Origin of the sequence: Pseudomonas sp. MAG733B, assembly GCF_036884845.1 — a bacterium.
Lineage (GTDB): Bacteria > Pseudomonadota > Gammaproteobacteria > Pseudomonadales > Pseudomonadaceae > Aquipseudomonas.
Map to the genome: position 1 here is coordinate 6586965 of NZ_CP145732.1, position 15027 is coordinate 6601991.

The 15027-nt window shown below is 60.6% G+C and carries 13 protein-coding genes; all 13 read right to left on the bottom strand.

Features of this window, described 5'->3' with window-relative positions; all coding sequences use genetic code 11:
* Positions 1 to 17 precede the first annotated feature (17 nt).
* Complete coding sequence (gene trpC, locus V6Z53_RS30315) at positions 18 to 854, bottom strand: indole-3-glycerol phosphate synthase TrpC (RefSeq protein ID WP_338583458.1); 837 nt, start codon at positions 852 to 854, stop codon at positions 18 to 20.
* Positions 851 to 1900 (bottom strand): anthranilate phosphoribosyltransferase, encoded by a 1050-nt coding sequence (gene trpD / locus V6Z53_RS30320; RefSeq protein WP_338583459.1) that lies wholly within the window; start codon positions 1898 to 1900, stop codon positions 851 to 853. Before trpD ends, trpC begins: the two co-directional genes overlap by 4 nt.
* A gap of 9 nt (positions 1901 to 1909) precedes the next feature.
* A complete protein-coding gene (locus V6Z53_RS30325; protein WP_096514722.1) occupies positions 1910 to 2503 on the bottom strand; it encodes an aminodeoxychorismate/anthranilate synthase component II in 594 nt (197 codons plus the stop codon).
* Positions 2504 to 2617: 114 nt separating this feature from the next.
* A complete protein-coding gene (gene trpE, locus V6Z53_RS30330) occupies positions 2618 to 4099 on the bottom strand; it encodes an anthranilate synthase component I (RefSeq protein WP_338583460.1) in 1482 nt (493 codons plus the stop codon).
* A 69-nt stretch (positions 4100 to 4168) separates the two neighbouring features.
* Positions 4169 to 4987, bottom strand: coding sequence for a phosphoglycolate phosphatase (locus tag V6Z53_RS30335; protein ID WP_338583461.1), 819 nt, complete (start codon positions 4985 to 4987; stop codon positions 4169 to 4171).
* A complete protein-coding gene (gene rpe, locus V6Z53_RS30340; RefSeq protein ID WP_053162900.1) occupies positions 4984 to 5658 on the bottom strand; it encodes a ribulose-phosphate 3-epimerase in 675 nt (224 codons plus the stop codon). The genes V6Z53_RS30335 and rpe overlap by 4 nt, the downstream gene beginning before the upstream one ends.
* Before the next feature lie 80 nt (positions 5659 to 5738).
* Positions 5739 to 6887, bottom strand: coding sequence for an iron-containing alcohol dehydrogenase (locus tag V6Z53_RS30345; protein ID WP_338583462.1), 1149 nt, complete (start codon positions 6885 to 6887; stop codon positions 5739 to 5741).
* Positions 6888 to 7118: 231 nt separating this feature from the next.
* Entirely contained in the window at positions 7119 to 7943 is an 825-nt protein-coding gene (locus V6Z53_RS30350) for an ABC transporter permease (RefSeq protein WP_008084123.1), read from the bottom strand.
* 12 nt (positions 7944 to 7955) lie between these two features.
* Positions 7956 to 9203 (bottom strand): ABC transporter permease, encoded by a 1248-nt coding sequence (locus tag V6Z53_RS30355; protein WP_338583463.1) that lies wholly within the window; start codon positions 9201 to 9203, stop codon positions 7956 to 7958.
* 194 nt (positions 9204 to 9397) lie between these two features.
* A complete protein-coding gene (locus V6Z53_RS30360) occupies positions 9398 to 10441 on the bottom strand; it encodes an ABC transporter substrate-binding protein (protein ID WP_338583464.1) in 1044 nt (347 codons plus the stop codon).
* Positions 10442 to 10485: 44 nt separating this feature from the next.
* Positions 10486 to 11610: an ABC transporter ATP-binding protein gene (locus V6Z53_RS30365; protein WP_338583465.1), complete on the bottom strand. Its 1125-nt coding sequence runs from the start codon at positions 11608 to 11610 to the stop codon at positions 10486 to 10488.
* 319 nt (positions 11611 to 11929) lie between these two features.
* Positions 11930 to 12559, bottom strand: coding sequence for a response regulator transcription factor (locus V6Z53_RS30370; protein ID WP_020798801.1), 630 nt, complete (start codon positions 12557 to 12559; stop codon positions 11930 to 11932).
* Positions 12560 to 14959, bottom strand: a complete 2400-nt coding sequence (locus V6Z53_RS30375; RefSeq protein WP_338583466.1) for a transporter substrate-binding domain-containing protein — start codon at positions 14957 to 14959, stop codon at positions 12560 to 12562.
* Between the last annotated feature and the right edge of the window lie 68 nt (positions 14960 to 15027).

Below are 15027 nucleotides of genomic sequence, written 5' to 3' on the forward strand. Positions count from 1 at the left end.
TGCCTGTGAAGCTTTATTCAGTCGAGTGTAGAACCACTGACCGGAACGCCGCGCTCAGGGAAGAACAGACGCTGCAACTCGGTGCCCGGGCTTTCGGCGCGCATGAACGCCTCGCCGACCAGGAACGCGTAGACGTCGCTGATTTCCATCAGTTCGACATCGGCGCGATTGAGGATGCCGCTCTCGGTGATTACCAGTCGATCGCGCGGGATACGCGGCAACAAGTCGAGGGTGGTTTCCAGGCTGACATCGAAGGTGTGCAGATTGCGGTTGTTCACGCCAACCAGCGGAGTGTCGAGGGTTTTCAAGGCCCGCTCCAACTCGTCGCCATCGTGGACTTCCACCAGCACATCGAGGTTGACGCTTTTGGCCACTGCCGCCAACTCGGCCATCTTCACATCATCCAGTGCGGAGACGATCAACAGCACGCAGTCAGCACCGAGGGCCCGGGCTTCGACGATCTGATACGGATCGATCATGAAGTCCTTGCGGATCACCGGCAGCTGGCACGCCGAGCGGGCCTGTTGCAGGTACGCATCGGCGCCCTGGAAGTAGTCGATGTCGGTGAGTACCGACAGGCAAGTCGCGCCGCCCTTCTCGTAGCTCTTGGCGATGTCGGCGGGAACGAAGTTCTCGCGGATCACGCCTTTGCTCGGCGAGGCTTTCTTGATTTCAGCGATGACTGCCGGCTGTTTCAGCTTGGCCTGGGCCAGCAACGCCTTGGCGAAACCACGGGGTGCATCGGCCGCCTTGGCCAGGTTTTCCAGCTCGGCGAGGCTGACGCGAGCGCTACGCTCAGCGACTTCTTCAACCTTGCGCGCCAGAATCTTTTCCAGAACCGTCGGTACACTCATCCCTCATTCTCCACTTTGAATACCGCGGTAAACGCACCCAGTTCCTCGAGCTTCTCCCGAGCGAGACCGGTGTGCAGCGCATCGTGCGCCAGGGCCACGCCCTCTTTCAAACTGCTGGCATGGTCAGCGGCGTACAGCGCCGCGCCGGCATTGAGCATGATCATCTCGGCCGCTTTCTGACCGTTCTCGGTCTTGCGCTTGCCCAAGGCATCGCGAATCAATTCCAGAGAGGCTGCCGGGCTTTCCACCGCCAGGCCGTGCAGGCTCTGGCTCTTCATCCCCAGGTCTTCCGGCTCGACCCAATATTCGGTGATCTGATCGTTTTTCAGTTCAGCGACAAAAGTCGGCGCAGCCAGGCTGAACTCGTCCAGGCCATCTTTCGAATGCACCACCAGCACATGCTTGCTGCCAAGACGCTGCAACACTTCCGCCAGTGGACGGCATAGGGCCTGAGTGAATACGCCCACCACCTGATGTTTCACACCGGCCGGATTCGTAAGCGGGCCGAGCATATTGAACAGTGTGCGCAAGCCCAGATCCTTGCGCGGGCCTGCGGCGTATTTCATCGCAGAGTGGTGAGTTTGGGCAAACATGAAACCAATACCAACGTTGTCAATGCAACGCGCCACTTGAACCGGGGTCAGGTTCAAGTAGATGCCGGCCGCTTCCAGCAAGTCGGCACTGCCACTCTTGCCCGAGACCGCACGGTTACCATGTTTGGCCACGGTGCAGCCGGCCGCCGCTACGACGAATGCGGAAGCGGTCGATACGTTGAAGATGTTGGCTCCGTCACCGCCGGTGCCCACCACATCGACCACGCCGTCGAGGGTCTTGAGTTCGACCTTGTCCGCCAGCTCGCGCATGACCGACACGGCGCCGACGATCTCGTCGATGCTTTCGCTCTTCATGCGCATGGCCATCATGAACGCGCCAATCTGCGCGTCCGAGCATTGTCCGGTCATGATTTCGCGCATTACATCGCGCATTTCATCGGTGCTGAGGTCGAGGTGATCGACGATACGGCCCAGGGCTGTCTTGATATTCATGAGTAGTCCTTAGCGCGTGCCGCCGGTTTGTTTGAGGAAGTTGGCAAACAGTTCGTGGCCCTGCTCAGTCAGGATCGACTCAGGGTGAAACTGCACGCCTTCGATGTTCAGGGTCTTGTGACGCAGGCCCATGATTTCGTCGACCGAGCCGTCTTCGAGTTGGGTCCATGCGGTCAGCTCGAGGCAATCCGGCAAGGTTTCGCGCTTGACGATCAATGAATGATAGCGCGTGACCGTCAGCGGGTTGTTCAGGCCTTCGAAGACACCTTTGTCTTCGTGGAACACCGGGCTGGTCTTGCCGTGCATGACCTGACGGGCGCGGACCACATCCCCGCCAAAGGCCTGGCCGATGGACTGATGGCCCAGGCACACGCCGAGAATCGGCAGTTTGCCGGCGAAGTGTTTGATCACGTCAATCGAGACGCCGGCTTCGGTCGGGGTGCAAGGGCCGGGCGAGACGACGATGCGCTCAGGGTTGAGGGCTTCGATTTCGGCAACGGTAAGTTCATCGTTGCGCACGACCTTGACCTGGGAGCCCAGCTCACCGAGGTACTGCACAACGTTGTAGGTAAAGGAGTCGTAGTTATCGATCATCAGCAACATGGCGTTAAGAACCTCTTGAATTCACTGACTACTAATACGGCGTTCGAATGAGTGGCCCGCAGCGTCCAGCGCTTGATCGCTCAAGGCGGCCGGCAGACGGGCATCGTTCATCGATCAGCCTTGCGGAGTTTGTTCAGCCAGCGCCACGGCGCGGAACATCGCGCGGCGCTTGTTCAGGGTTTCTTCCCACTCCAGCGCCGGCACCGAGTCGGCGACGATGCCACCACCGGCCTGCACGTGCAGTTCGCCGTTCTTGATCACTGCCGTGCGGATCGCGATGGCAGTGTCCATATTGCCGTTCCAGGCGAAGTAGCCGACGGCGCCGCCGTAGACGCCACGCTTCACCGGTTCCAATTCGTCGATGATTTCCATCGCGCGAATCTTCGGTGCGCCGGACAAGGTGCCCGCCGGCAGGATCGCCCGCAGTGCATCCATCGCCGTCAGCCCGGCCTTCAGTTGGCCAGTGACGTTGGACACGATGTGCATCACGTTGGAATAACGCTCGATGACCATTTTCTCGGTGAGTTTCACCGAACCGATTTCCGAAACACGACCGGTGTCGTTACGGCCAAGGTCGATCAGCATCAAGTGCTCGGCGATTTCCTTGTCATCCGACAGCAGGTCTTTTTCCAGCGCCAGATCGGCTTCTTCGTTGGCCCCACGCGGGCGAGTGCCGGCAATCGGGCGCACGGTGATCAGGTTGTCTTCGACCCGCACCAGCACTTCCGGCGAACTGCCGACGACGTGGAAGTCGCCGAAGTTGAAGAAGTACATGTAAGGCGTCGGATTGAAGCAGCGCAGCGCGCGGTACAGATCGATCGGCGCGGCCTTGAAGTCGATCGACATGCGTTGCGACGGCACGACCTGCATGCAGTCACCGGCCAGGATGTATTCCTTGATGGTGTCGACCGCTTTTTCGTAATCGTCCTGGGTGAAGCTGGAGCGGAACACCGGATCGGCCGCTTGCTGCTGGCTGAAGTCCAGGCCACGGCGCGGGGTGATCGGCTGGCGGAGTTTTTCCAGCAACTCTTCCAGGCGCGCGCGACCTTGTTCGAAGGCGTCTTCCTGAGCCGGGTCGGCCAGGACGATCGCGTGCATCTTGCCGGCGAGGTTGTCGAACACGACGACCGCGTCGGAAACCATCAGCAGGATGTCCGGCACGCCCAGCGGATCCGGGTTCGGGCACTTGCCCAAACGCTTCTCCACATACCGCACGCAGTCGTAACCGAAGTAACCCACCAGACCGCCATTGAAGCGTGGCAGGCCGGCGATGGTCGGCACGTTGTAGCGCGCCTTGAAGGCTTCGACGAAGGCCAACGGGTCTTCCACGTCATGGCTTTCGGTCTCGACGCCATCGACGGTCACGCTGACGTGATGGTCATGAACCCGCATCACGGTACGGCACGGCAGGCCGATGATCGAGTAACGACCCCACTTCTCGCCGCCCTGTACGGACTCCAGCAAGTAGGAATTGGGCTCGTCAGCCAGTTTCAGGTAGATCGACAGCGGCGTGTCGAAGTCGGCCAGGGTTTCGCAGGCAAGCGGGATGCGGTTGTAGCCGGCAGCGGCCAAACGCAGGAATTCTTCGCGGATCATGATGTGCCTCGTGGCTTGAGGGTCTAACAGTCAGGTATGCAAACGCGCCGGGAACCGGCCAGGTAAAAGTCAGGCGCGCCAACGCCAGCGGGCCAGGGCCTTGATGACTTTCATCCAGAGTTTGCGAGTGACCACCACGATGGGATTTCCAGGAGGGGATTGAACAGCGTCGGGCAACGTTATCTCAGCGGCCGGATCCAGGCAACCGGGAATTAACTTGCGCAGATCGTCGATCACCAGTGTCGGCGATTCTTCGGCGATCGGTCGGCCATGGTTATAGCCATAACTCAATGCCACGCACTTGACCCCCGCCGCTTTCGCCGCCAGCACATCGCTGCGCGAATCGCCGACGAACAAGGACTGCGAGGCCGGAATGTTGGTCATTTTCATGACGAAAAACAGCGCCGCCGGGTCAGGCTTTTTCTGTGGCAGGGTGTCGCCGCCGATGATCAGGCGGAAGTAACGACCGATTTTCATCTGATCCAGCAGCGGCGCGACGAAGCGCTCCGGCTTGTTGGTGATCAGCGCCATCTCGACACCCTGCTTGTGCAGCCACTTCAGGGTATCGCGCACACCGGGATAGACCACGGTCAGCTCATGGCTTTCACCGTAAGCCTGCATGAAAATCTCCAGCGCCCGTTCGGCCTCGCTGTTATCGACCTGCGAATGGTCAAGACCACCGGCCAGCGCACGTCGTACCAGCACCGGGGCGCCGTTGCCGACCCACTCGCGTACCGACTCGATGCCGGCCGGTGCGCGACCGAGTTTGAGCAGCATGTTATCCACCGCCGCCGCAAGGTCCGGGACCGAATCGATCAGCGTGCCATCCAGATCGAACATCACCAGCCTTGGCAGACTTCCCGGGAACAGCTGCTCAAAGCCGCTCATGGGCGAGCCAGCGCCAGTTCGGAACGCATCTTGTCGATGACTTCCTGATAGTTCGGCGCATTGAAGATGGCCGAGCCGGCGACAAAGGTGTCGGCGCCCGCCGCGGCGATTTCGCGAATGTTGTTCACGTTCACACCGCCGTCGATTTCCAGACGAATGTCGCGACCGGAAGCATCGATCAATGCCCGCGCTTCACGCAGCTTGTCGAGGGTGCCGGGGATGAACTTCTGCCCGCCGAAGCCTGGGTTGACGCTCATCAGCAGGATCATGTCGACCTTGTCCATCACGTACTTGAGTACGTCCAGCGGGGTCGCCGGGTTGAACACCAGGCCCGACTTGCAGCCGCCTTCACGGATCAGTTGCAGGGAACGATCGACGTGCTGGGTGGCTTCCGGGTGGAAGGTGATGTACGTGGCGCCGGCTTCGATGAAGTCGCCGACGATGCGGTCCACCGGGCTGACCATCAGGTGCGCGTCGATTGGCGCAGTCACGCCGTACTTGCGCAGGGCCGCGCAGACCATCGGGCCGATGGTCAGGTTTGGCACGTAATGGTTGTCCATGACATCGAAATGCACGAAATCGGCGCCAGCGGCCAGGACGTTGTCCACTTCTTCACCCAGGCGGGCGAAGTCGGCGGAGAGAATCGACGGAGCAATTACGAAGGGCTGCATGACGCACCTTTTCTGAGCTAAATCACGATGGCGCGCATTGTATACCTCATGCTTTGGCGCGCGCACCGTGAGCGCGATGATCAGTAGGCTGCGCGGTAGATCTTCTCGATATCAATCGCGCTCAATTTGCGTGGATTGTTGCGCATCAAGCGCTCAATGCCCGCCGCTTCCACTGCCATGGCGGGGATGGCGTCTTCGGGAACCCCGAAACTGCGCAGGCCCTTGGGGATTTCCACGGCCGCACACAACTCGGTCATGGCCTCCACGGCTTTGTCGGCCGCTTCGTTGGCACTCAGATGAGCGGTCTTCACCCCCATGGCCTCGGCGATATCCTGCATGCGTTCGACGCAGGCCATCTTGTTCCAGATCATGACATAGGGCAGCAGCAAGGCGTTGCTCACGCCATGGGCGATGTTGAAACGCCCGCCCAGCGGATACGCCAGGGCATGTACCGCGCCGACCCCTGCATTACCGAACGCCATGCCGGCCATCAGGCTGGCGGTGGCCATGTCTTCCCGTGCCTGCAGGTTCGATGGATTGGCGTAGGCCTTGGGCAATGCCTTGGCGATCAGCTTGATCGCGCCGATGGCCAGGGCATCGGTAATCGGCGAAGCATTGACCGACAGATAGGATTCGATGGCATGCACCAATGCATCGACGCCGCTGGCGGCCGTGACACCGCGCGGGCAGGTCAGGGTCATCTGCGGACTGACCAGCGCCACGTCCGGCAACAGATAGTCGCTGACGATGCCCTTTTTCAGTTGCGCGACCTTGTCGGAGAGGATTGCCACGTTGGTCACTTCCGAACCGGTGCCGGCGGTGGTCGGGATCGCGATCAGCGGCGGACCTTTGCGCGGCACTTGATCGACACCGAACAAATCCTCCAGCGCGCCGTGGTAGCCGGCATATGCCGCGACACTCTTGGCGATGTCGATGGCGCTGCCACCGCCCAGACCGATCAAGCCGTCATGCCCGCCTTCGCGGTAAACGCGCATGCAGTCTTCGACGATGGCGATTTCCGGATCAGGCAGCACGCGGTCGAAGATTTCGTAGCTTCGATCACCCAGCTGCGCCAGCGCCAGCTCTACCGTGCCGGATTTGACCAGCGCGGCGTCGGTGACGATCAGCGGGTTGTCGATGTCCAGACGTGACAGCTCGGCGGACAGTTGCTCGATGGCCCCTGCGCCGGTGATCAGTTTGTGAGCGATTTTGAAAGAGGAAAGACTCATGTGCGCAGCCTCTTATAGATGTGGGAGCTGGGCACAATAGTAGCTGGGGATTGTGGGTTGTCTTCTATTCAGGTCGTGAATGACCGGATCTCCCGAAAACCACCCAAAACACCTGTAGGAGCGAGCCTGCTCGCGATGAACCTGAGAGCGACGCGGGGTGTCAGATTTCCCGCGTTATCGTTGACGTTCATCGCGAGCAGGCTCGCTCCTACAGGGGATCAGTGTGAAGACTTAAACCTGTGCAGTACGCAGTTTCTCGCTGCGACCACGCAACCATTCCAGCGTCAGCAGCAGGATCACCGAGAAGGCAATCAGCAGCGTCGCGGCGGCGGCGATGGTCGGGCTGAGGTTTTCGCGGATGCCGCTGAACATCTGCCGAGGCAGCGTCGCTTGCTCGGGGCCGGCGAGGAACAGCGTCACCACCACTTCATCGAAGGAGGTAGCGAAGGCGAACAACGCACCGGAAATTACACCCGGCGCAATCAGCGGCAAGGTCACCCGACGGAACGCGGTCAGCGGCGAAGCGCCGAGGCTGGCAGCAGCGCGAACCAGATTGTGGTTAAAGCCTTGCAACGTCGCCGACACCGTGATGATTACAAACGGCACACCCAGCACCGCATGCACCACGATCAACGAGAAGAAGCTGTTGCCCAGCCCCAATGGCGCGAAGAACAGATAGCTGGCCACACCGATGATCACCACTGGCACCACCATTGGCGAAATGACCAGCGCCATCACCAGCGCCTTGCCGGGAAAGTCGCCACGGGTCAGGCCGATGGCCGCCAGCGTGCCGAAAATCATCGCCAGCACCGTGGCCGCCGGGGCGACGATGATGCTGTTCTTCAGGGCGCGCATCCACTCCGCCGAGGCGAAGAAATCGTGGTACCACTGCAGCGAGAAGCCTTGCAGCGGGTACACCAGGAAACTGCCGGAGTTGAACGACAGCGGAATGATCACCAGCACCGGCAGGATCAGGAACAACAGAATCAAGCCGCAGAGAATCCGCAAGCTGTAGAACCACACCCGTTCGATGGGCGACATGTAAGGACTCAGCATTTCGTTCTCCCCTTAGCTCAGGCGCAGGCGGCTCGCGCCCACCAGCCAGCTGTAAATCAGATAAAGCACGACCGTCGCCAGCAACAGCAGCCCGCCGAGCGCAGTCGCCATGCCCCAGTTGATGCTGGTGTTGGTGTAGAAGGCGACGAAGTAGCTGACCATCTGATCGTTCGGGCTGCCCAGCAATGCCGGGGTGATGTAGTAGCCGATGGCGAGGATGAACACCAACAGGCAACCGGCGCCGACACCGGCATAGGTCTGCGGGAAGTACACCCGCCAGAAACTGGCGAACGGGTGGCAGCCGAGGGAAATCGCGGCACGCATGTAAGTCGGCGAGATGCCTTTCATCACGCTGTAGATTGGCAGAATCATGAACGGCAGCAGGATGTGCACCATCGAGATGTAGACACCGACACGGTTGAACACCAGCTCGATCGGCTTATCGATGATGCCCATGGCCATCAGGCCGCTGTTGATCAGGCCACCCGATTGCAGCAACACGATCCACGCGGCGACCCGTACAAGAATCGAGGTCCAGAACGGCAGCAGCACCAGGATCATCAGCAGGTTGCTTTGGCGCGACGGCAGGTTCGCCAGCAGGTAAGCCAGTGGATAGGCCAGCATCAGGCAGATCACGGTGATGATCAGGCCCATCCAGAAGGTACGGGCAAAGATGTCGAGGTAGATCGCCTGGTCAGGAGTGGCCGGGGCGATTTCGCCGAGGTCGTCGATGCGATGATCGACGGCCGCCAGCAGGTAATACGGGGTGATGCTGCTGGTGTTGCGGCGTACCGCTTGCCAGTAGGCCGGGTCGCCCCAGCGCTCATCGAGACCTTCCAGCGCTTCTTTATAGGAGGCCGGTTCAGTGGCGAGCGGCAAGGCGCGGGCAGTTTTGGTCAGCAGGCTGCGGTAGCCGGCCAGTTCCATGTTCAGGCGCTTGGACAAATCACCCAGGGTTTGATTCTTGCGGGCTTCGGCGAGGTCTTCGGCGGCCGCTTTGTAAACCGGTTCAGCGGGCAGGCCTCGGCCGTCCCAACTGGCGATGGCGGACACGGTGCGCGGCATGCCGCCAACCACTTCCGGGTTGCCCACGCTTTTGTAGAGCAGCGCCACGATCGGCACCAGGAACACCAGCAACAGAAACAGCACCAGCGGCGCGATCAGGACCTGGGCCTTCCAGCGGTTGACCCGCTCGGCATGCTTGAGCCGCTGCTTCAAGGTGGGGTCAGTGCCCGCGTTCACGGGAACGGCGATAGCCATGGCGTACTCCGGAAATCTTTGATCAATCGATAATGTGTGAGCGATCTTTTGTGGCGAGCGAGCTTGCTCCCGCTTGAGTGCGCAGCACTCACAACATTGTTAGCTGTTAACAAAATTGGGGCCGCTTCGCAGCCCAACGCGAGCAAGCTCGCTCGCCACAAAAGCCCGCCCTCACAGGAGGGCGAGCCCTCTACTTACTTCGCAGCCCAGGAATTGAAGCGCTGTTCCAGTTGCTCGCCGTTGTCAGCCCAGAAGCTGACGTCGATCTGCACCTGGTTGGCGATGTTTTCCGGGGTGGTCGGCATGTCTTTCAGGACATCCTTGGCCAGCAGCGGTACGGCTTGGGTGTTGGCCGGGCCGTAGGCGATGTTTTCCGAGTAGGTCTTCTGCTGCTGTGGCTGTACCGAGAAGGCGATGAACTTCTTCGCCGCTTCAGCGCGCTTGGCGTCCAGACCTTTTGGAATGGCCCATGCGTCGAAGTCGTAGATGCCGCCGTTCCAGACCACTTTCAGGTTGCTTTCTTTCTGTACGGCAGCGATGCGACCGTTGTAGGCCGAGCTCATGACCACGTCACCGGAGGCGAGGTATTGCGGCGGCTGTGCGCCGGCTTCCCACCACTGGATGTTCGGCTTGAGTTCATCGAGTTTCTTGAACGCGCGGTCCTGACCGTCTTTGCCGGCCAGCACTTTGTAGACGTCCTTCGGCGCAACGCCGTCGGCCATCAGTGCGAATTCCAGGGTGTACTTGGCGCCTTTACGCAGGCCGCGCTTGCCCGGGAATTTCTTGGTGTCCCAGAAATCGACCCAACTGGTCGGCGCGGAAGCCAGTTTGTCGGCGTTGTAAGCCAACACGGTCGACCACACGAAGAAGCCCACGCCGCATGGCTGGATAGCGCCTTTGACGTAATCTTCGGTTTTGCCGAACAGTGCCGGGTCCAGTTGCTCGAACATGTCTTCGTCGCAACCACGGGACAGTTCTGGCGACTCAACTTCTACTAGGTCCCAGGACACGCTCTTGGTGTCGACCATGGCCTTGACCTTGGCCATTTCACCGTTGTATTCGCCCGCCACGATCTTGCCGTTGCCTGCCGCTTCCCACGGTGCGTAGAAGGCTTTGACCTGCGCCGCCTTGTTCGCCCCGCCAAAGGACACGACGGTCAGGTCCGGACCCGCGGCCATCGCGTGCGAGGCGCCGATCATGCCCATGACCAGAGCTGTGAATTTCAGGGATTTCAACATTGATATTGTTCTCCACGTGCAGGGTTGGTGAAGCAGAAGGGCGATCAGTTCGCCTCTAGAAGTGGGTCGAGCGCACGAACGTGTTCGACCTGCCAGCCAAGCGGAACCACGTCACCAACGGCGAGCGCGGGATCGAGCTCGGCAATCGGTTGTTTCACGAAGAAGTCGGTCTTGCCACAGACTTCCAGGCGAACCCGGACGTGGTCGCCCAGATAGATGAATTCCGCCACCCTTCCCGAGAAGCGGTTGACGCACGACTCGCTGGAACCATTGAGGCTCACGCGCTCCGGGCGAATGGACAAGGTCACCGGCTCGCCGGTCTTGCCGACATTCACCGCCAGCGCTTCAACTTTTTCACCACGCCCCAGTTCGACCACGCAGCGGTCGCCGGTCTGGCTGTGCAGACGGCCATTGAGACGGTTGTTTTCGCCGATGAAGTTAGCGACGAAGGTGTTTTTCGGCTCTTCGTAGAGCGTGCGCGGCGGCGCGATCTGCTGGATTTCGCCTTGATGGAACACCGCAACACGGTCGGACATTGTCAGGGCTTCGCCCTGGTCGTGGGTCACGTAGACCACGGTCACGCCCAAGCGCTGGTGCAGGTGTTTGATTTCCATCTGCATGTGTTCACGCAGTTGTTTGTCGAGTGCGCCGAGAGGTTCGTCCATCAGCACCAGTTGCGGCTCGAACACCAGCGCGCGGGCCAATGCCACCCGTTGCTGCTGACCGCCGGACAGTTGCGCCGGGTAACGCTGGGCGAAGGTGTCGAGCTGCACCATGCTCAGGACTTTTTTGACCCTGTCGCTGACGTCGCTTTTGTTCAAGCCGCGCACGGTCAGCGGGAACGCCAGGTTCTCGGCAACCGTCATGTGCGGGAACAACGCGTAGTTCTGGAACACCATGCCGATGTCACGCTTGTGCGGCGGCACGTTGTTGATGGAGCGCCCGGCCAGCAGGATTTCACCCGCGGTCGGCGTTTCGAAACCGGCGAGCATCATCAGGCTGGTGGTCTTGCCGGAGCCGGACGGCCCGAGCAAGGTGAGGAATTCGCCTTTGCGAATGTCCAGGTTGAGGTCTTTGACGATCAGGTTCTCGCCGTCGTAGCTCTTCTGCACTCCACGAAAGCTGACCAGAACATCATTGGCCCCTGCACTTGAATCGACCTGGCTCATACCCACACCTTTGTTGTTGATGACTGCTGTGGACTAAGCCTAGTGGACGCTGGGACCTGCGCAAATCGGGGCGCAGGAGAGAATCGCCTCAGCCGGATGGAAGGTTGGGGGTAGGGATTGCCCTACAAGGATGGCGGGATTGGATAAAGGCAGTGGCAAGCGATCAGCTGCAAGCCGCAAGTAAAGGCAAACGCGCGGTTATTGCGTGTCGCAAATGGATATGCGAACACGAAACCCTGTAGGAGCACAGCTTGCTGGCGATGGCGATTTCAAGGACGCCATCGCCGGCAAGCCGTGCTCCTACAGGAATTGGTTGAATTCAGAGGAGTTTGTGTTCCATCGCGTACTTCACCAACTCGGCCAGCGAGGTGATGTTGAGCTTTTGCATCAGGCGCGCCTTGTGGGTGCTGATGGTCTTGCTGCTCAAGGCCAGTTGCTGGGCGATGTCATTGACGTTGGCACCCTGGGCCAGGCGTTCGAACACGGAGAATTCACGCTCTGACAGCAGCGAGTGCAAAGGCCGCGAATCGGTCAGGCCGACTTCGAAGACCATGCGATCGGCAAGATCCGGGTCGATATAGCGCCCGCCGGCCGCGACCCGGCGAATGGCCGTCAGCAACAATGCCGGATCGCTATCCTTGGTCGCATACCCCGCAGCGCCGACCTTCAACGCCCGGGCTGCCATTTGCGCTTCGTCGTGCATCGACAGCACCAGGATCACCGGAGGATTGTTCAGCGCACGAATCCGTGGAATCGCCTCCAGGCCGTTAACACCCGGCATGGAGATATCCAGCAACACCACTTCGCAGGGCACATGCCGCAAGGTTTCGAGCAACTGTTCGCCATTGCTCGCCTCCCCCACCACCAGCAGATCCTTGGCCAGGCCGATCAATTGCTTGATGCCTTCGCGGACGATGGTGTGGTCTTCGGCTACCAGTACACGGATCACTTACTTCTCCTCATCCAACGGCACTCGCACGATCAGGGTCGTGCCCTCTCCGGGCTCACTTTCAAGCGACAACTGCCCGCCCATGATCAACACCCGCTCGCGCATGCCGACCACGCCAAAGGAAGTCGGCCTGCCCACCGCAGCGACAAATCCTACGCCATCATCGCTGACCGTCAGACACAACTCGTCGCCCTCAAGGGCCAGCGTCAGTTCAACAGTATGCGCCTGGGCGTGGCGCATGACATTGGTCAGTGCTTCCTGAAGGATGCGAAACAGACCGATCGCCTTGGCATCGCTGAGCACCGGCAAATTGTCCGGCACCTGCACCAGACACGGAATCTGCGTACGCGCCTCAAAGCGGCGGGCCTGCCATTCGATGGCCGAGGCGATGCCGGCATCGAGAATCGGTGGTCGCAATGCCGTCGCCACATCCCGCACCAACTGGAACAACTGAGCGATCAAGCGCTTCATGCTGTTCAAGCGGTCGTTCAGGCCAGGGTCCAGTTGTGCGTAGGCCAGTTCGCACATGGAGGTTTCCAGCTTCAACACGGTGAGCATCTGGCCCAACTCGTCGTGAACTTCCCGGGCAATGCGTGCCTTTTCCTCTTCCCGTACGCTTTCAAGGTGCGCGGACAATTCGCGCAACTGCTCGCGGGAGCTGGCCAGTTCCAGTTCGATGCGCTTGCTCTCGCTGATGTCCCAGACAATGCCGTCCCAGACGTAGGCACCGTCTTCAAGTTGACGGGTGATCGCCTTGATTTCGGCCCAGCGCTGTTCGCCCTGACGCGTAAGAATTCGTCCTTGCCACGACCAGTCGCTGTCGGTGTCCAGTGCATGATCCTGTGTCTGGTGATAACTGGCTTTATCGTCCGGATGCACAAGGCTGCGCAGGCCTTTGTCACGATGAGCCAACGTTGCCGGCGAGTAACCCACCAGACTTTCGCTGCCCTCACTGATGTAGGCAAAGTCGATCTGCCCCGTCACCGGCGCGCGCTCCAGGCGAAAGACCAATCCGGGAACGTTCGCCGCGATCCCTTGCAACCGCGCTTCACTTTCCTGCAATGCCGCGAGGGCACGACGGCGCTCGGTGACGTCCGTGAGGTAGACCACCAGGTATTCACCGTCGCGAAAACGCAGGAAGCTCAGCGAGACATCCGTCGGCAGGATGCTGCCATCGGCCCGCAGGCAATGGGTTTCGAAACTTTGCGGCGACTCGTCGCTGGCCCTGGCGCGCTTCCACAGGTTCAACCAGCGATCCATGTGCAGGCCGGGTTCGAAGTCGATCAATGGCCGGTCGATGATCCCGCCCGGTGGATAGCCCAGCATGGTTTCCGCCGCACGGTTGGCATAGCGCACGTGACTGTCCCAGTTGACCCAAAGGATGCCGACAGTGCTCTGATCGATGGAAAATTGCGTCAGCCGTAGCGCCTCTTCACTGGCAGCGCGCAGGGCGATGTCCGCCTGCGCCGCCGCAAGTCGTTGCTCCAGACTGTGCTGCTGACGTCGCTGCCAGAACACGATCGCCATGCTGCTCAGCGCCAGCACCAGCAACAGCAGGCAGAGGTTTTGCCAGAAGCCCGGCGACTCGGTGAGCCGCGGGTACTTGGGTTGCAGCCATTGGTTGTGCAGTGTTTCCAGATCCTTCGCCGGGATCGCTCGCAGCGCGCTTTCGATGATGCCGGCGAGCTCCGGCTTGTCGCGCCGCGTGGCCACCCGCAGCAGTTGCGGAAAACCGATGTCACCCACTACCACCAGCCCGGCGAATTCCGGCTCGACGGACAGCCGCCCCAACTGCGCCTCATCGACCACAGCGTAACCAGCCTGCTGGCTCAACAACAATTGCAGCGCCTGGCGTTCCATCGGCACGCCCTGAAGGTTCAGGTGCGGATAGTTGCCGCGCAGGTATTCGGCGGTTGCGCTGGGCATGCGCACGGCGACGCGGGTCTGGCTGTCGAGTTTCTCCAGCTCCACCGCGCCGGTGCTTTTCTGGTCGCTGACCACCAGTTGCGGCACCCGCATGTACGGATCGGAAAACTGCCAGAGGCGCAGACCGCCAGGGGTTTGGGTCAGCCCCGGGGCGATGTCGATTTCACCCGCGCGTGCGGCGGCTTCCAGTTGTTCAAGATCGGGAAAGTTACGCCAGCTCAACTCGACCTTGAGCGACTTGGCCAGCCATTTCATCAGCTCGACGTTGACCCCGGACAAGCGCTGCAAGCGGCGATCGTATTGCGCATAGGGCGCCTGCAACACCAGACCGACGCGCAACTCACCCTGTTGCGCCAGCCATTGTTGCTGGCCTGCGGACAGCGGTGCGACGTGCGCCGGTGGCGCGGCCGCCGCCCAGCCCATCAAGGGAAACCACAACCAGCCGATAACCCACAGGCAGCGAAAACGCATCATCGAACTCTCACACACTGACAAATACTGACCAACCCATTAGGCTGCCGGAATCACTTCTGGCCTGGAAT